The 19,468-nt window shown below is 49.0% G+C and carries 12 protein-coding genes; 11 read left to right on the top strand and 1 reads right to left on the bottom strand.

Going from position 1 to position 19,468, the window contains the following annotated elements:
• Positions 1-22: 22 nt before the first annotated feature.
• The 10 genes from galE to BN1938_RS21390 all read left to right on the top strand — a co-directional run bounded on the left by galE (position 23) and on the right by BN1938_RS21390 (position 17,759).
• Complete coding sequence (gene galE / locus BN1938_RS21435) at positions 23-1,045, top strand: UDP-glucose 4-epimerase GalE (RefSeq protein WP_050642433.1); 1,023 nt, start codon at positions 23-25, stop codon at positions 1,043-1,045.
• A gap of 28 nt (positions 1,046-1,073) precedes the next feature.
• Positions 1,074-8,411 (top strand): non-ribosomal peptide synthetase, encoded by a 7,338-nt coding sequence (locus tag BN1938_RS21430; protein ID WP_050642432.1) that lies wholly within the window; start codon positions 1,074-1,076, stop codon positions 8,409-8,411.
• Complete coding sequence (locus BN1938_RS21425; protein ID WP_242843900.1) at positions 8,375-10,234, top strand: histidine kinase N-terminal 7TM domain-containing protein; 1,860 nt, start codon at positions 8,375-8,377, stop codon at positions 10,232-10,234. The genes BN1938_RS21430 and BN1938_RS21425 overlap by 37 nt, the downstream gene beginning before the upstream one ends.
• A gap of 5 nt (positions 10,235-10,239) precedes the next feature.
• Complete coding sequence (locus tag BN1938_RS21420; RefSeq protein ID WP_050642430.1) at positions 10,240-11,811, top strand: HD domain-containing response regulator; 1,572 nt, start codon at positions 10,240-10,242, stop codon at positions 11,809-11,811.
• Entirely contained in the window at positions 11,726-13,420 is a 1,695-nt protein-coding gene (locus BN1938_RS21415) for an AMP-binding protein (RefSeq protein WP_187376334.1), read from the top strand. Before BN1938_RS21420 ends, BN1938_RS21415 begins: the two co-directional genes overlap by 86 nt.
• A complete protein-coding gene (locus BN1938_RS21410; RefSeq protein WP_050642428.1) occupies positions 13,417-13,692 on the top strand; it encodes a phosphopantetheine-binding protein in 276 nt (91 codons plus the stop codon). Before BN1938_RS21415 ends, BN1938_RS21410 begins: the two co-directional genes overlap by 4 nt.
• 125 nt (positions 13,693-13,817) lie before the next feature.
• Positions 13,818-14,318, top strand: coding sequence for an acetolactate synthase small subunit (gene ilvN, locus BN1938_RS21405; protein ID WP_050642799.1), 501 nt, complete (start codon positions 13,818-13,820; stop codon positions 14,316-14,318).
• 124 nt (positions 14,319-14,442) lie between these two features.
• Entirely contained in the window at positions 14,443-15,462 is a 1,020-nt protein-coding gene (gene ilvC, locus BN1938_RS21400; protein WP_050642427.1) for a ketol-acid reductoisomerase, read from the top strand.
• A 98-nt stretch (positions 15,463-15,560) separates the two neighbouring features.
• A complete protein-coding gene (locus BN1938_RS21395) occupies positions 15,561-16,925 on the top strand; it encodes an MATE family efflux transporter (RefSeq protein ID WP_087148793.1) in 1,365 nt (454 codons plus the stop codon).
• Positions 16,926-17,117: 192 nt separating this feature from the next.
• Entirely contained in the window at positions 17,118-17,759 is a 642-nt protein-coding gene (locus BN1938_RS21390) for a type I phosphoribosyltransferase (protein ID WP_025657603.1), read from the top strand.
• Positions 17,760-17,996: 237 nt separating this feature from the next.
• Here the strand turns inward: BN1938_RS21390 and rpsT are convergent, their stop codons facing one another.
• The gene (gene rpsT / locus BN1938_RS21385) at positions 17,997-18,260 is read right to left on the bottom strand and encodes a 30S ribosomal protein S20 (RefSeq protein ID WP_025657602.1); all 264 of its coding nucleotides are present in this window, start codon (positions 18,258-18,260) and stop codon (positions 17,997-17,999) included.
• A gap of 195 nt (positions 18,261-18,455) precedes the next feature.
• On the opposite strand from rpsT, the gene gpr reads away from it, so the two are divergent.
• Positions 18,456-19,436, top strand: coding sequence for a GPR endopeptidase (gene gpr, locus BN1938_RS21380; RefSeq protein WP_050642426.1), 981 nt, complete (start codon positions 18,456-18,458; stop codon positions 19,434-19,436).
• Positions 19,437-19,468 lie beyond the last annotated feature (32 nt).

The raw sequence follows: 19,468 nt of genomic DNA, 5'->3' as shown, positions 1-19,468 counted from the left end.
CAGAAAGGAAAAGGTAAGTATAATGGCAGTTTTAGTAGCAGGCGGCGCCGGATATATAGGAAGTCATACATGTGTGGAACTCTTAAAGCGAGGCTATGATGTGGTAGTCGTTGATAACCTCTACAATTCCAGTGAGAAAGCGCTGGAGAGAGTGCAGAAGATTGCAGGAAAGGAACTGAAGTTTTATAGAGGTGATATTTTGAACAGGGAGGATCTGGAACCCATATTTGAGCAGGAAGACATTGAGGCGGTTATTAACTTTGCCGGATTGAAAGCTGTGGGTGAGTCCGTTGTGAAGCCCTGGGAATATTATCACAACAACATTACCGGAACGTTGATTCTCTGCGATGTGATGCGCAGACATGGCTGCAAGAACATGATATTCAGTTCTTCCGCAACCGTATACGGAGATCCTGCTGAGATTCCGATTACGGAGAAGTGCCCGAAGGGGGAGATCACCAATCCGTACGGACAGACGAAAGGCATGTTGGAACAGATCCTTACGGATCTGCATACCGGGGATCCGGAGTGGAATATTATGCTTCTGCGTTACTTTAATCCGATCGGAGCGCACGAATCCGGCCTGATAGGGGAAGACCCGAAGGGAATCCCGAATAATCTGGTTCCTTATATTGCGCAGGTGGCAGTTGGAAAGCTGGACTGTCTTGGCGTGTTTGGTGACGATTACGATACCCATGACGGTACGGGCGTCCGGGATTATATACACGTTGTAGATCTGGCTGTGGGCCATGTGAAGGCGATCGAGAAGATGAAGAGCAGCAAAGGGGTGCACATCTATAATCTGGGAACCGGGACAGGTTACAGTGTTCTGGATGTCGTAAAGGCATATGAAAAGGCGTGCGGCAAATCTATCCCTTATCAGATCAGGCCCCGGCGCGCAGGAGACATCGCCACTTGTTACTGTGATGCGTCCAGGGCGAAAGAGGAACTGGGATGGACTGCCGAGCGAGGAATTGAGGAGATGTGCGCGGATTCATGGAAATGGCAGTCGATGAATCCGAATGGTTACAGGGACAGTGAATAGATGAAAAAGTGGACAGGAGAAAGGTGTAATGTGCGCAGAAGGTAAATTGACAGATGTGGAATACCTGCCATTATCCTGCAGCCAGATGAATATCTGGAATCTGGAAATGGCACACCCGGGACTCCCGATTAACAACATATGTACGGCACTTAAGATTGAAGGGAATCTGAATCTGGAATATCTTCAGACATGTATTGAGCTTGTATACAGGGCCTTTCCGTCTCTCAGAACAAGAATTACCATTAGGGACGGGCAGCCTTATCAGTATGTGACAGAAGAGATACCTGCCAGAACGGCATTTTTTGATTTTACTGAGACAAATGAGCAGGGGGTGGGAATCTGGTTTCAGTCCGTTGCCAGAGAGCACTTTACACTGTATGATTCTCCGCTGTGCCAGATGGTGATTTTTAAAACGTCCGGGAACAGCGGGGGAATCCTGACCAGAGTGCATCATATCATAGCAGATGCATGGTCTCATGCACTGATTACAAATCATATCATACATAATTATTTTCAACTTCTTCTGGGAGGCAGGGCGGACAGTTTTGCGGCGCCTTCGTATGAAGGTCATATCTTAAGCGAGCAGAAGTATCTGAAGTCCAAAGCTTTTGAAAAGGATAAAAAATACTGGAGCGGGGTGCTAAGTGATATCCTGCCAGCGGCGGCCAAGGAATATCAGTGTCCGGTCATAAGCCCTGTGGGTCTCAGAAAGTCGTACCGGCTTTCTAACCGGCTGAACCGGCTTATTGGAGGATTCTGCTCGAAGAATAAAGTTTCTCCGTTTGCTGTTTTCTATATGGGCCTGGCTGTCTATCTGCGGCGCATGAAAGGGCAGGAACGGTTCTGTGTCGGTGTACCTACCATAAACAGGCTTAATTTTCAAGATAAGCAGACCGGTGGTATGTTCGTGAATACTCTGCCTTTTGTGAATGAACTGGATATTTCCATGACGTGGAACGAGTTCAATGAAAAGCTGCAGGACGACTGGTTTGCGTTACTCTGTCATCAGCGAATTCCATTTGAATCAATAAAAAAAATAGTAAGCCAAAATGGCAGGAATGTATCGGACCCCTTATTTGATATCGTATTGTCCTATCAGAACGGAAAGATGGACCACCTGAAAGGCGCAAGAGTTTCTCTGGAGGGACGGTGGCTGTACAGCGGCTATCAAAGCGAATCTCTCTGCATCCATCTAAGCAGCAGAGATCAGGAAAACCAATATACAGTAGATTATGATTACCTGACCCAGATATTTTCGGAAGAGGAAATTGATCGGCTGCATGAGAGTCTTTCCCGGATTCTTAAGGAGGCGCTGCAGAATCCGGATGTTCCGATAGCCGGCCTTCAGATCTTAAGTGAGGAGATGGAAGAGCAGGTCATCTACGGATTCAATCAGACCGATGTCTGGTATAACAGGGATGTGGGTATCGCAGACCAGTTGTCAGAGATCTTCAGGCTGAACCCCGGGAGAGCGGCAGTTATATTTGAAGGCAGAAGGATATCCTATCAGGTACTGGAAGAGTCCTCAAGGAAAATAGCGTGTGGGATTGCGGGAAGAACCGGTGCCGGAAAAGGAACTGTGGCTGTCCATATGAGGAGGTCGGAGAAGATATTTACGGCGCTGTGCGGGATTATTCTCTCCGGAAACAGCTGGCTTTTGATTGATATAGATTTGCCTGGACAGCGGAAACGGGAGATGGTGAGCGACAGCCAGGCGCTTTTCTGCATATGCACAGAACCTGCAGAGGAGCTGTCCGACTGTGTGGAGCAGGTTCTGTTAGAGGAGCTGGCAGATGTGAATAAATTGCCGGATTGTGTAACGGCAGAATATAAGGCGGCCGAGGCTGGGCCGGATGACCTGGCATACCTGGTTTACACATCGGGCAGCACGGGGACGCCAAAGGCCGTGGAGGTGGAGCAGCACAGTGTGCTGAATCTGGCGGCGGCTATGCAGCCGCTCTATCCGAAGGGCGCTGTTCTCGCGATCTGCAGTGTAGGATTTGACGCATTCTTACTGGAGAGTGTGATTGCCCTTCTTTGCGGCCGGACAGTCGTGCTGGCCTCAGAGGCGGAAATGAACCATCCACAGAGGCTGGGCAGCCTGATCCAAAATTATGACGCCGGTTTTATGGCGTTGACTCCGTCCCGTTTGTCTGCATATTTGAAGAACGCAGATTTCTGTGCATCACTGGTGCATATGGAGACGGTGATCTGCGGGGGAGAGAGCCTGCCATCCGAGCTTTCTAAAAAGCTAGCTGATCATACGTCTGCGGCGCTGTATAACCAGTATGGCCCTTCCGAGGCGGCAGTCGCGGTCAGCCATGATGTGGTAAACGGCAGAGAGTCCGTACATATAGGCCGGCCCCTGCAGAACTGCAGGATCTATATACTGGATGAATTCCAGAATCCTCTTCCCCCGGGATCCGTCGGAGAACTATATATTGCCGGTGATTGTCTGGCGAGGGGATACCACAACAGGGAAGAGCTTACTAAAGAGCGGTTTATGAACGATCCTTTCCGGGACGGCGGGCGCATGTACCGAACCGGGGATTTTGGTAAATGGTCAAAAGACGGTAAAATCTTTTATTTGGGCAGAAGGGATGACCAGGTAAAGCTGCTCGGACACCGGGTTGAACTTTCCGAGATCGAATCCGTTCTCATGCGGCATGAGAAGGTAGAGACCGCTGCGGCCGGGATATGGGAGAACCGGCTGATCGCCTATTATACAGGGGATGCCCTGCTTACGGAAAGCGAACTGCTTACATTTGCCGCCAATTATCTGCCGCGGTATCTTCTGCCTGCGGCGGTGGCCAGGGTGGATGCTTTTCCGCTGAACAATAACGGAAAGATCGATTTCACGGCCCTTGAGAAGCCTGTATTAACAGGCGGCGGGGATTCCCCGGCCGATGAAGTGGAAGAAAAACTGCTGGCTGTCTGGCGGAAAGTACTGGAACGGGAGGAACTGGACGTTCATTCCGATTATTTTATGTCGGGAGGGGATTCACTGAATGCCGTGCTGATGCTTCTGGAAGTAGAAAAACAGTTTTCCCGGAGCATTACCGTACAGGAGCTGTACGCGAATGCAACACTGAGACGGCTGGGCAATCTCATCAGAGGCAGAGAGATCCGTCCGGAAGTACAGCGTGCGGAGATCCGGAGAGCTTCGGAGAGGAACTGGTATCCGGTGACACCGTCACAGGCAGGATTTTACGTTATGCATCAACTGGATGAGACGAAGATCGGCTACAATATGCCAACCGCGTTCCATCTCAGCGAATGGCTGGATTATCCGCGGCTTGAGCGCGCATTTGTCAGGATGATAGAGGAGGATACTTCTCTGCGGACTACATTTCATATAGAAGACGGCCGGGTAATTGCCAGAGTCAGCCCAGGAACGGAGTTTCGGATGCAGTGGATGGAGTGCGGCAGCACAGAGGAGGCAATGGCAGGCTTTGTCAGGCCCTTTGACCTGACGGAAGGACCGCTGCTTCGGGCGGCTATGCTAAAGCTGCCGGACAATGAACCATATCTGCTGCTGGATATGCACCATATCATCTCCGATGGCTTAAGCAGCCAGCTTCTGCTGGGCCGGCTGAACCAGTATTATCAGGAACTGCCGGTTTCCATGCCGGAGCTGGATTATATTGATTATGCCTGGTGGGTCAGCGAGAAGATCAGCCAGGAAGAAGATCCGTGCAGGGCATTCTGGCGGAAACAGCTGCCGGATAAGCTGCCGGAGCGGGAGCTTACGCCCGACAGACCCAGGCCGCCTGTATTTGACGGGGCAGGGGGGCAGTACGAGTTTGATCTTTCCCCGTCCCTGAGTGAGAGGGTCGCAGGCTTCTGTGAAGAACAGCATGTTACACCCTTTGTGCTCCTTCTTGCCGTCTACGGACTTTTCCTGAGCCGGTATTCCGGAAGCACGGAAGTTGTGGCAGGGACGCCGTTTTCCGGCCGCCGCCGGCAGCATATGGAGGAGATGACCGGCGTGTTTGTCCAATCTCTTCCGGTATTTATGCAGGCCGGGCCTAAGGAAACATTCACAGCGTACCTGGATTCGGTGAAGCAGACGGTTTCGGGGATGCTGGATCATCAGGAAATTACCCTGGAAGAACTGCTGGAAATTGCCAAAACGTCGAGGACTAGAGACAGGAATCCTCTTTTTAGCGTGATGTTTACCATGACGCCTTTGAAAAGCGGGGATATATCGATCGGAAATGCGAAGCTTAGCTACATCCCCGGCAATACACATGCCGTGAAGATGGATCTGAATCTGGAGGCCGTGCATCTGGAGGGAAGATATCATTTTCGGTTCGAGTACGCCAGGAGTTTGTTTGACGAGGTGACGATCGCATTTTACAGCAGGTGTTATCTGCAGGGGCTTAAGGAAGTGCTCCGAAATCCGGAGGCGCTGCTTTCAGAGTTCACCATGCTGGATAAGGCGGATCAATACAGACTGCTGGATCAGCCCGTGCGCCTCAGGACGCCTTATGATGCGACAACGGTGGATCAGGCCGCCGATTATTATGCCTATGCGGATCCGGAGCGGACTGCTGTACATTGGGGAAACGATTCCTGTTATTCTTTTGGGGAGCTGAAGGAGAAGACCGATGTTTTGGCGGGAATTCTGAGGACTGAGGGAATCGGCCTGGGAGATAAGGTGGCTTTTCTTACGAAGAGAACGGGTCTGCTGCCAGTTTTTATGTTCGGTATTCTGAAAGCCGGTGCGGCTTATGTCCCGATCGATCCCGAATTTCCAAAGGAGCGGATTCTTTACATGCTGACGCAGGCAGATGTCAGGCTGGTGCTTTATGGACAGCAGGAACTGGTTCTGGGGGATCTGCCCTGCAGGGAACTGGTCTGGGATGGACGAGAAGCGGAATCTGTTTTGGAAGTACCGGCTGCAGAGCATGGAGCCCAGGATGCGGCAAACGTGATCTTTACTTCCGGAACCACAGGGAAGCCGAAGGGCGTGGTTATGTGTCACAAATCCCTGTCAAATCTGCTGGCGCACCTGGAACCTCTGCTGGGAGGCAGGGAGGAAAAGATCCTGTGTGCATCGAACTGTGTCTTTGATGTGTTTACGACGGAGACGATACTGGCGCTTGGAAAAGGTTACGCGGTCAGTGTTGCCGATGAGGAGGAGATGCTGCTTCCATGGAAGATGGCGGAGCGGATCCTGCGTGACCATGTTACTGTGCTCCAGCTGACGCCGTCGAGAATCCAGATGTGCCTGGGCGATGAGGCATTCTGCAGGGCACTGCGCGGGATACACCGGGTGATCCTTCTGGGTGAACCGTGGAGTATGGAATTAAAAGACAGGCTGAACGGTCTGACAGATGCCCGGATCTTCAATATTTATGGTCCAACGGAGACTTCCGTGCACAACTGCCAGGGAGATATTACGGATGAGAATAGTATCCATATCGGAAAGCCCATCGGAAACTGCCGGTATTATCTGCTGGATGAGGAACGCCGCCCCGTGCCGCCCACAGCCGTCGGGGAAATCTATATTGCCGGGGAATGCCTGTCACCGGGGTATATCAACCGTCAGGACCTGACGGATCAGGTCTTTCTGCCGGATCCATATATCAAAGGAGAAAAGATGTACAGGACCGGAGACAGGGGCAGGCTCAGGGCCGATGGAAACTGGCAGTGCCTTGGACGGGTGGATACTCAGATTAAACTGAACGGGCATCGGATCGAGCCTTTGGAGATTGCGCAGATTATGCTGCAGTCGGGGCTGGTGAAGGAGGCCGCCGCCGTGCCTGTCCTGCATCAGGGCGCGGTTCACTTCCTCAGGGCCGCGGTAGTCAAATCGGAGGGATATACGGAAGAATTACTCCGGGCTTATATGAAGAAGAAACTTCCGGACTATATGATTCCTTCAGAGATCCAAGTGCTTGAGGAATTACCAAGAACGGCCAGCGGCAAGACGGATCTGAAAAAACTGGCGGAGACTGAGGCTGAAGTGCATGAGGCCGGAGCCTGTGTATCGGGGATTGCCGAGTTATGGAAAGAAGTGCTGGGACGGGAGCCGCTGAGAGACGTATCGTTCTTTGAACAGGGCGGAACCTCGCTCCAGGCAATTCTTATTTTAAATCGTTATCACCAGAAAGAGTATGATTTTGGCATCAACGATTTTTACCGTTGTCCTACGCTGGGGGAGCAGGAAAAAATGCTTTGCGTCTTGCCAGGGAAAGACAGGGAACAGGCGCTGCCAGCACAAAAAGAAGCACGCTGGGAACTGCCGGATGTGCTTTCAGAGCAGGAAGAAAAGATGTGCAGGCCCGGGAATATATTACTGACTGGCTGCACAGGTTATCTTGGAAGTTATATATTAAAAAAACTGCTGGAATACGGCAATGAGGAAATGTACTGTCTGGTAAGAGGGGGAAATATCCGGCTGGAGGAAAGCATGAATTATTACTTCGGCGCCGGGTATCTTGACAAATATAAGGATCGGATTCATGCATTTGACGGAGAACTGACGGCTGATCAATTTGGGGCGGATCCATCCGTTTATGAAGAAATGCTGCATAGTGTCACGCGGGTATTCCACTGTGCGGCGGACGTCCGGCATTATGCGCCGGAAGAAGAGCTCATCAGCACGAATGTTGAGGGTACCCGGCAGGTGCTCCGCTTCGCAGAGACTTCCAAAGCGGCGGTAATGCATATATCCACAATCAGTGTTGCAGGGATGCAGACGGCCCGGACAAAGGAACGGGGAGCAGCATTGACGGAGAAGGATCTGGATATCGGCCAGAATTGGTGGGAGAACCCCTATGTCAAGAGTAAAATCATGGCGGAGAAACTGGTGGATGATGCAGTACGGAAAGGGCTTGGCGCCAACATCTTCCGGATCGGAAGGCTGGTCGGCAGTTCCTTTGACGGGAAATTCCAAAAAAATCCGGAATCGAATGCATTTTACAGGCTGGTCAAAGGGATGATAGAATTAGGGATGCTTCCGGAGGTTCTGTACCATCAAAGGCTGGAGGTGACTCCGGTCAATCTGGCGGCTGAGGCGGTTGTAAGGCTGAGCAAAACGACAAAGTCCGCCTATCATATCTGCAGTCCCAACGAGATTGAAATCGGCAGTCTGGCGGAAGCGTGCGGACCTGTACAGATAACGGATGCAGAGACGTTCGCAGGGGTATTAGTGGAAAAGAGCATGCAGTCGGACTCTCCGTATATCCAGGCATTGGCACAGACCTGGTTTGAACTGCAGAGCAGGGAGGCCGATGTAGAGTCTGACACGGCTTTTTCACAGGAAGCACTGGCTGCATTGGATTTCTGGTGGCCCAAGCCGGATCTCAGGAAAATGAAATTGTGCTTTACCAAAGAAGAGGGGAGGGAAGCGCGGTGATGACAATAGCCGGACATATACTGGATATATCAGCAGCAGTACTGGGCTTTTTCATAGTTAGCTGTCTGATGAAGGGCAGGCTGTCGGCAGTTCAGAAGCTTTACCTTTCCTCGGCCGGATTTCTGCTGATCTGGCTGCTGGCAATCATTGGGATGGAGTACACCGAGAATATGGCGGCGCTGCAGGTCATGGATGCAATTACATGTGCCTGTTCCGCTATGCTCATTATGACTATACTTCTGATTTCCCTGATTTTTACGAAAAATCAGGTGAAGATACCGCGGCATTACTGGTTTTTATATACACTGCCGGTGCTCTCGTCTCTCGTTGTATTTACGAATCCTCTGCACCATCTGTTTTACAGACAGTTTTCTATCTATGCATCGGAAGTAAGGTTTGGGCCTCTGTTTATCATCTCGGGGCTGCAGTATTATGCTTATTCCATTATCGTAGTTATCCTCATGTTCCGATATGGAATCAGGCGCAGGAGCAGAAGCGTATGGGGACAGGTGGGGTTGTTTATCGGAGGGCTGTTTGTTCCGTTCTTCACGAATCTTCTGGCAACCCTTAAAATTGTAGACCTGCCGATATCTGCCACTCCGCTGGCCTTTCTGGTCACGATATTGTGTCATGGAATTGCCGTGTATTACCTGAATTTTCTGAATATCAAACCGGTAGCCCTGGAAAGCATGGTAGATAATGTGTCGGAAGGGTACGTCATTCTTTCTTCCGACAGATGCATTATTTACTCAAATGCTGCATTTGATGAAGTATTCGGGGAACAGTATAAAATGAAAATCAACAGTTATTTGAACCAGGTGGTTGAGGGACTGGAGGAGCGGAAACGGGATGTGATTTACAATCTGCTTAATTTTTTTGATGTCTGCAAACAGTCTGTAAATGTCATCTCTTATGAACAGGCGATTCTGTGTGAAGAAGGCAAGGTCTACTATTCGGTAGAACTAACGCCCATTTTTGTCAAGCACAGCATGGCCGGTGTCCTGGCAATGTTCCGGGATGTGACAAAGCTGAAAGAGGAGATGAAAAGAAAGCAGCAGAATCTGAGCCGGGCAATGGAGAGGGAGCGCCTGATTTCACTTGGGCAGATGATTGGAAGTATTTCCCACAATCTCAAGACCCCAATTATGGCTATATCGGGGGATGTAACGATTCTGGAAGATTTAGTGAGAGAGTATTCCCAGAGTGTGGGAGATCCGGAGGTGACGATTCAGGACCATCAGGAAATCGCCGGGGAGATGGATGGATGGCTGGCAAGGATTAAAGAATGCTGTGCTTATATGTCAGACATCATAACGACGGTAAAGGGTATGGCTGCAAATTTAAGTACATCCTCGGAGGAGGATTTTACAATGGATGAAGTGTTCAAAAGAGTGGAAATGTTTCTGAAGGGTAAGCTGGTCAAAAATGGATGCAGGCTGATCACGGATAACAGGCTTTCAGAGAACACTGTGATACAGGGGGATATCAATAATCTGGTCCAGGTAGTCAATAATCTTTTGGACAATGCATGTGATGCCATGGAGGGGAAGGGCGGAGACGTTGAACTTAAGGCCTGGAAAAAGGACGGCAGTGTCTACATTGCTGTGAAGGATTATGGAACGGGCATCTCTGCAGATGTGAGGGAAAAACTGTTCCGTTCAATGTGCACAACAAAGGGAACGAAAGGAACCGGACTGGGCCTGTACAGCTCGGCGGAGATTATACGGGCACGGTTCGGCGGCAGAATATGGGGTGAGAATCACGCAGAAGGAGGAGCCTCCTTCTATATCGAGCTTCCAATAGAGGAAGAAGAGAGAGGATAAAGGGAATGCGGAAGAACAGAGCTGGAAAAGAAAAAAATGGTTTTAAAATGTTCATTCTGGACGATGACAGAAATATTCTGGATGCTTTGAGTGCCAATTTCCGCACAAAAGGCTACGAAGTAGAAACACAGGAAAATCCGCTTACAGCATTGGAACAGCTGAAGAACGGCCATTATGATATTCTGATTCTGGACTTTATCATGTCCCCGATCTGTGGGGATGAGGTGGTTGCTCGGCTGAGAAAGTTCGATAACAGAATCTATGTAATCATGCTGACGGGGCATAAAGAGCTGGCGCCGCCGTTAAATACGATCCGTGAACTGGAGATTCAGGGATACTGTGAGAAGAGCAGCCGGTATGACCAGCTGGAACTTCTTGTGGAAAGCTGTGTGAAATGCATTCGGCATATCAATACGATCTACCGGTATCAGGACGGGCTGTCCAGCATTCTGGACGCGATACCCCACCTGCACCAGATGGTGCCTGTCGATGAGCTGTGCGGGCAGGTGCTGAAGGAGTTGAAGGCTCTGGTACAGACAGGTGATGGTTTTGTGTGGGTGAAACCGGATGGTGTACTGACGGATCCGGGAAATGCCGAATTGCCGGCGGATATATACCGAGGGGCCGGCTCTTACGATAAGCCGTTTTTTGAGTTTGAGAATGAGGATTTCCCGGTAATTGTAGAACACGTCAGAAAGAGTATGGCGGAGCAGCGGATTATCTTTCATAATGGAGTCCTGCTTGTGCCTCTTCTTGGGAAACGGGAGATCATCCTGGGTGTCATGGGAGCGAAGACCGGGACGGCACCGGATACCACGCTGGAGGCGCTCTTGTCGGTGTATGCGGAGCAGGTATCCACAGCCCTTCACAATACACTGCTGAAAATGCTGTTAAATGCCAACAATAAGAGGCTCTCAGGCATGAATAAGCGGCTGATGGACAGCTATATGCAGACGGTAGAGGCGCTCAGGCTGCTGGTGGATGCCAAGGATATCTACACAAGAGGGCATTCCGACCGGGTATCCTATTACGCGGTGAAACTTGCGGAACGCCTGGAATGTGACCCGGAATTTGTGAAACGGGTCAGGGTGGCAGGACTTCTGCACGACATTGGGAAGATCGGTGTATCGGACGCAGTGCTTAGCAAACCAGAACGGCTAAGCGAGGAGGAATTCAGAGAGATCAAAAAGCATCCCGGCATGGGCGCCAATATTCTGTCCTGTATGGAGATGTTCAGCAATACGGGAGAGATTGTGTGTGCGCATCATGAGCGCTATGACGGGACGGGTTATCCCAGAAAACTGAAGGGGGAAGAGATTCCGCCGGAGGCCAGGATTATAGCAATTGCGGACGCATTTGACGCGATGATGTCCGACCGTCATTACAGAAAAAAACTCTCATTTGCAGCGGCTGTGAGCCAGCTGGAAGAGGGAAAAGGAGCCCAGTTTGACGGCCATTATGTGGATGTATTTCTGGAAGTGCTGAAGGACTATGATACAATCAGTGAGCAGCTGCGATGGACTTATGATGAAAATAAAGGAAGAAACGAAAATTATGGAGCAGAAGAATATTTATAAACAGGTAAAACTATATAAAACACTGCAGGAGTGCCTGCTTGACGTGCAGGATGCATATGCAGAGAGACCGGCTATCACGTCTTTCGACAGAGCGGGTACCCAACGGGATGTTTCTTACCGGGAATTTGTAAAAGATGTGCAGGGAGCCGCCTATATGATGGTGCAGAAAAAAATGGCGGGTAAACACATTGCCCTGGTGGGAGAAAATACTTACGAATGGATTGCTGCATTCTGTGCGGCCGGCTGCATCGGTTCCGTGGGAGTCCCGATCGACGTGGAACAGCCGGAGAAAGAAATCCTGAATCTGGCTGAATTTGCGGATGCTTCTTACGCGGTAGTGCAAAAAGATTTTAAAGATGCATTTCAGGGATGGAAAAAAGAACGCGTGATCTGCATGGACACCGGAATCAGGGAGATGATAGAAGAAGGCAGAAGAAAGGTGGAGCAGGAACAGATCCGGGGATTTTCATTTGCCCAGGACATCGGGCCGGATACAACGCTGGCAATTGTTTATACGTCAGGAACAACCAGTGTTTCCAAAGCCGTTGTACTAAGCCATTATAATATGATGTATGATGCCTGCTGCTGTCAGGCTTCGGTACAGCTGGAGGACAGGATGTTCAATCCGCTTCCTCTTTACCATACATATTCCCTGGGATGCGGGATTCTGGATATGATCGCGCACGGCCAGAATATCTGCATCAACGGAAATCTGAAAACGCTGTTCCGCGACATCAGGCTTTACAGGCCGAGTATTCTCATGGCGGTGCCCCTGATTTTAGAAAATCTGCTCAAAGAAATTCACCGAATACAGGAAAATATGGGAATCCGTGAGCAGACAGCCCAGGCAGTAGAAAAATATAAAAAAGGAATCTTTACAAAAAAAACCGTGAAGGTCAACGGCATGGACCTGATCCTGGGGGATCAGCTGAAGACGATCTGCTGCGGCGGAGCGCATTTGAATGAAAAGATAGCAGAGGAATTTGCAGCTTATGGTATTGACGTGCTTCAGGGCTATGGAATTACAGAGTGCAGTCCACTGATAAGCAACAGCATCCGGGGACAAAACAGAATCAACTCCGTCGGCCTTCCGCTTCCGGGGGTGGAATTAAAGCTGGCAGACGGGGAGATCCTGGTGAAGGGGCCCATTGTATTTAAAGAATACTATAAGAATCCGGGCGCTACGGAGGAAAGTTTTACAGATGAATGGTTCCATACAGGGGACATTGGCTATATGGACAGAAAAGGCTTTCTCTATATTTGCGGGAGAAAGAAAAACCTGATCGTTTTCAATAATGGAAAAAAGGTAGTTCCGGAGGAACTGGAAGCTTATATCCAGGAACTTCCTCTTGTGAAAGAAGTAATGGTGTACGGTGCAAGTACGGGAAATGCACTGGATGAGGTGAAGCTTTCCGCACTGGTCTGCGTGGACGCGGAGAAGACCAGTGAGACAGACAATTACAGGATACTGGAAAGTATACAGGAGTCCATTGCGGAGTTGAATGCAAAACTGCCGGTCTATAAGAGAATCCAGTCTGTAAAGCTGTCCGAGTCTGAATTTAAAAAGACCTCCATGCAGAAAATCCAGAGAAGGAAGGTGACGGTATGACAGAGGAGGAAATGCTGCTCCTTGTAGAAGAGATCGTAAGAGAGGTGACAGGGGTGAAGAAGCTGACCATGGACACCGAGTTTGTAAATGACCTGGCGCTGAATTCCATGGATGTGGCCAATCTGGTATGCGCGTTCGAGGAGAGATTTGATACGGATATTCCCATGAAAGACGTGCGCAACCTTATGCAGGTGAGAGACGTGATCCGGTATATGCAGAAATGGGAACATATGCGGGACGCAGACGGCCGTACCGATGAGAACGATTTGTAATTTGTAAGAAATCACAGGAAATTATGAAAATCTCTTGACAAAGAAATGGGAACTTGATATTATTAAAAAACAGAACGCACTCTGTTTTTGCATTTCTGAAGTTAGACAGGAAAGTAGGGAAGCATATGAGAAGACAGGTTTTTTCATTGCTGGTTGACAACAATCCGGGTGTACTAAGCAGGATTGCTGGGCTTTTCAGCAGAAGGGGATACAGTATTGACAGTATTACGGCAGGAATGACGGCCGATCCCAGATTCACAAGGATTACGGTTGTTGCAAGCGGAGACGAACTGATACTGTCCCAGATAGAAAAGCAGGTCCGCAAGCTGGAGGATGTTATTGAGATCAAGGTTCTTAAGGACGGTGAATCCGTTTACAGGGAGCTGATCATGGTGAAGGTTCGTGCCAGCGCAGCACAGCGGCCGGAAGTGATTTCCATCGCAGATATATTCAGGGCCAAGATCGTTGATGTTGAGAAGGAATCTATGATGATCGAGCTGACAGGGAACCAGTCCAAGCTGGAAGCGTTTCTGAACCTGCTCGACGGCTATGAGATACTGGAGCTGGCAAGGACGGGGATCACGGGGCTTGCGCGTGGGATCAAGGATGTCACATTTATAGACTGACAGGCAGTACATAGGGACGGGAAGCTAGAGGCTGACAGCCTTTAACTCATATAAAAAGCAATTTATCATCAGTTAATGCACACGAAAGCACATTGATGAAAGAGGAATTAGGAGGAATATCAAGATGGCAGCAAAAATTTATTATCAGGAAGACTGCAACCTTTCGATGCTGGAAGGAAAAACAATCGCAATTATCGGTTACGGAAGCCAGGGCCATGCACATGCACTGAATCTAAAAGAATCAGGCTGCAATGTGATCATCGGTCTGTATGAAGGAAGTAAGTCCTGGGCAAAAGCAGAGGCACAGGGATTTGAAGTATTTACAGCCGCTGAGGCAGCTAAAAAAGCGGATATCATCATGATTCTGATCAACGATGAGAAACAGGCTGCAATGTATAAGAAAGATATCGAGCCAAATCTGGAAGAGGGCAATATGCTGATGTTCGCACACGGTTTTGCAATCCACTTCGGCCAGATTGTACCTCCTCCGTATGTAGATGTTACTATGATTGCACCGAAGGGACCGGGACACACAGTACGAAGTGAGTATCAGGTTGGCAAGGGTGTACCTTGTTTGGTGGCTGTACAGCAGGATGCAACGGGCAAGGCTTTGGATAAAGCGCTTGCATATGCGCTGGGAATCGGCGGTGCCAGAGCCGGCGTACTGGAGACTACGTTCAGAACAGAGACGGAGACAGACCTGTTCGGCGAGCAGGCAGTACTCTGCGGCGGCGTATGCGCATTGATGCAGGCAGGCTTCGAGACACTGACCGAGGCCGGATATGATCCGAGAAACGCATACTTCGAGTGTATTCATGAGATGAAGCTGATTGTAGATCTGATCTATCAGTCAGGCTTTGCAGGAATGAGATATTCTATCTCCAATACGGCTGAATTCGGCGATTACATAACAGGACCAAAGATTATCACGGAAGATACCAAGAAAGCAATGAAGAAGATTCTTAGTGATATCCAGGACGGATCTTTTGCAAAGGAATTCCTGCTTGATATGTCCGACGCAGGCGGCCAGGCTCACTTCAGAGCAATGAGAAAGCTTGCAGCAGAACATCCGGCAGAGAAGATCGGTGAGGAAGTAAGAAAACTTTACAGCTGGAGCGATGAAGATAAGTTGATCAATAACTAATCAAAGAGACAGCATAGTAATCATAGGATATAGACCCCGGCGTTTCTAAAGACGTGCCGGGGTTTTCCGTTACTGTAATTTGGCGAGGAGAGATTTTTTTGACTGATAAGAATGATTTCAGCCAGGGCAGTATTGCGCGTAATATTATGGGCCTGGCACTGCCCATGACGCTGGCCCAGCTGATCAATGTGCTGTACAGTATTGTGGACAGAATCTACATTGGCCATATCCCGCATACCTCGGCGGAGGCGCTCACGGGAATCGGCCTGGCGCTGCCAGTGATCACAATTATTATGGCTTTTGCCAATCTGTTTGGAATGGGCGGGGCGCCGCTGTGCTCGATTGCGCGGGGCGGCCATGAGGAGGAGAAGGCCAGAAAAGTAATGGGCAATTCTTTTTCCATGCTCCTGCTTTCGGGAGTGGTTTTAATGGCTGGGTGCCTGCTGTTTAAAAAGCCTTTGTTGTATCTGTTTGGTGCAAGTGAAGTTACATTTCCCTATGCAGATGCTTATATTACCATTTATTTGTGCGGAACATTGTTTGTGATGATCAGCCTGGGGATGAACAATTTCATCAATGCACAGGGGTTTGGTAAGATCGGGATGCTGACAGTCACTCTGGGTGCAATCACGAATATTATCCTGGATCCTATTCTGATCTTTGTATTCCAGATGGGTGTCCGGGGAGCCGCCATTGCAACTGTGATATCCCAGGGGCTTTCTGCCTTTTGGGTGATGCGTTTTCTGACGGGTAAAAAGACAATTTTGAAGCTGAACCGTGACTCCATGCGTCTGGATAAAAAACTGGTAAAGGAGATTACGGCGCTGGGAACATCGGGATTTGTGATGTCTGTGACGAACGGGGCCGTACAGATCGTATGCAATGCTACGCTGCATCGCTATGGCGGGGATCTGTATGTGGGAATTATGACGGTAATCAATTCCGTCCGGGAGATTATTACAATGCCCATCATGGGACTTACTTCCGGGGCTCAGCCTGTGATCGGATATAATTATGGGGCAGAGTGTTATGACAGAGTGAAGTCGGCTATCAAGTTCATGTCCTGGTGCGGGATTGTATTTACTTTTTTGATGTGGGCGGTTCTCTTTTTCGAGCCTGCATTTTTCCTGCGGCTTTTTACAAAAGAGGAGGAACTGATCAGAGCCGGTATACCTGCTATGCGGATCTATTTCTGCGGAATCTTCATGATGTCACTGCAATTTGCAGGGCAGTCCACTTATGTGGCTTTGAACAGGGCAAAGCAGGCGGTCTTCTTTTCCCTGTTCAGGAAAGTAATCATTGTAATTCCGCTGACCCTACTGTTGCCGCTGATAGGAAATCTGGGAACAGCGGGAGTATTTTGGGCGGAGCCAGTGTCCAATGTCATTGGCGGAACGGCCAGTTTCGTGACAATGCTGATTACCGTGTGGCCTTCCTTAAAGAAAAAGGAAACGAAGTTATAACAGTTTCGGACTGGCCGAACGGTTATGTGCTATTTTGTTATCATGCGCGGCACATAGGCCGTGCATAGCGATAATATTTTCAGAAAATTACCTGAAATACAACCATTATACTGCATATTTTGAGCCGGTGTGGTAAAATAAAAACAACAATAACACGGATGTTTTCTATTTTATCAGAAAGGAGATGACAGTATGGATGAAAGACTATCCAATCTTCGGTCAACGAAGAATCCCAAAGCCCGCATTAAAATAATGAGCGGCCATTTTGCGACGAGACATTCCCATGTGAATACATATATTGATATGTCCACGGTAAAGACCCGTCACAACAATGCACGGGAGACGGCCAGGACGCTGGCGGCAGAATACATGACGAATACTTTGATAGACACGATTGTCTGCCTCAAGAATACCGAAGTGATCGGCGCATTTATGGCGGAGGCTTTGTCGGACAGCGTGCATGCATCCCTGAGCGGCGGCAATAATATCTCTGTCGTAACGCCGGAATTTGATTCCTCAGGGCAGATCCTGTTTCGGGATAACAATCAGAGAATGATTGAGGCAAAGCAGGTGCTGATTCTCACGGATTCCCTGGCAACCGGGGCGCTTGCCTATCAGGCGATAGAGTCGGTGCTTTATTATGGGGGCACGGTCTGCGGGATCTGTGCGGTATTCAGTGCGATCTCAAAGGTGGCGGGATTGGAAGTAAAGACCATCTTTACCAGCTCTGATCTGCCGGACTATCATGTGTATAGGTCCTATGAATGCCCGATGTGCAAGGCCGGTCAAAAGTTGGAAGGCATTATTAATAGTTTTGGGTATTCGAAGCTTTAAAGGCGGCTGGAAGCCTGTCCGGGGCGGAGAACAGCGATATTGAATGAATCTGAACGAAAATCTTTTTGAGAGTGAAATATTGACGCAGAAAGGAGACGCCCATGATTGTATGGGCGCCTCCTTTATTAATACATGCGTATCCCCCGGGTGTTTTTTGTGATATAGGAAATTCCTTTGGGATTTCCTATATCACAAAAAACACCCGCCTGACGGGAGCGGATGTCTTGCTTTTATCTATTAAGCAATGTCGTTAACTGCTTTGGTTAAGCGGGAAATTTTTCTTCCAACTGTGTTTTTGTGATAAACACCTTTGCTTCCTGCCTTAGAAATCTCAGCGATTGCAGCCTGTAATGCTGTCTTAGCAGCCGCTGCATCTTTCTGTGCCACTGCAGTCTCAACTTTCTTTACGGATGTCTTTACTTTAGATTTGATTGATTTGTTTCTTGCAGCTTTTGTTTCGTTAACTAAAATTCTTTTTTTAGCAGATTTAATGTTAGCCAATCTGTACACCTCCAAATATGTGAAATTTTCAAATAGTGAATTCATAATTCCGTTAAAATCGGACACGGACGTTTAAACGGAACATACTCATTTATTTTATGCTAAGGAACAAGGGTTGTCAATACATATTTCTCAAAATATTGCAAAAACTACCTGTAAATTCAAATGATGTTATGGAAAAGTGAGGACTTGAAGATGGTGGAAAAGTATAGTATTAGGACTGACCTTGCGCTTGAGGAGAAAGAACGGTTTGAATCAGACAACGTGGAGGTCCAGGGGGTTGTTCTCGAGGAGGAATTTGATGAGGAACGTGAAATACGTATTTCACGGGTACGCATTGAGACAGAAAAGGGCGCCAAGGTCATGGGCAAGCCGGTCGGTACTTACCTTACTGTGGAGGCGCCGAATCTGGGTGTGCCGGATGAAGGGTATCACAGGGAGATCTCGGAAGAACTTTCGGGTTACATTAAGGAACTGATAGAGAAACTGGGATTGCTTGACAAAGAAGACTTATCCGTTCTGATCGTAGGGCTTGGAAACCGTCAGGTGACGCCGGACGCGCTTGGACCATATGTCGTGGAGAACTTATGTGTGACGAGGCATATCGTGAAAGAATACGGGAAATATGCTATGGGAATGGAACATGCCAATCTGGTTAGCGCCATAATACCGGGTGTCATGGGGCAGACCGGGATGGAGACAGTAGAGATTGTCAAAGGAGTCGTGGACGAGACCAGCCCCGATTTGGTAATAGCCATAGACGCGTTGGCGGCCAGAAACAGCAGAAGGCTGAACCGAACCGTGCAGATCGCGGATACGGGTATCCATCCGGGCTCCGGGGTGGGCAACCACCGCAATGGACTGACGAAGGAATCACTGGGAGTTCCTGTAATTGGTATTGGTGTTCCGACGGTTGTTGATGCGGCAACTATCGTGAATGACACGATGGAGAATCTGATCAACGCGCTGGAGACCTCTGAAATGTTGAAGGGCGTGGGAGATGTGCTGCGCACTTACAGCGCCGCGGAGAAGTATGAGCTGGTAAAAGAATTGATTTCCCCTCATCTGAACGGAATGTTTATGACCCCGAAAGACGTAGATGAAATGGTAAAGCAGATCAGTTATACCATCTCGGAGGGGCTGAACATATTGTTTACCAATGCAGGGCAGGCATAATAAGGAAACAAGGCTCATATATATGAAAGTGT

This window comes from Eubacterium sp. SB2 (genome assembly GCF_001244405.1).
Taxonomy (GTDB): domain Bacteria; phylum Bacillota; class Clostridia; order Lachnospirales; family Lachnospiraceae; genus Faecalicatena; species Faecalicatena contortus_B.
The sequence above is the reverse complement of the archived record's forward strand: the minus strand, read 5'-3'. Positions and strand labels throughout refer to the sequence as shown.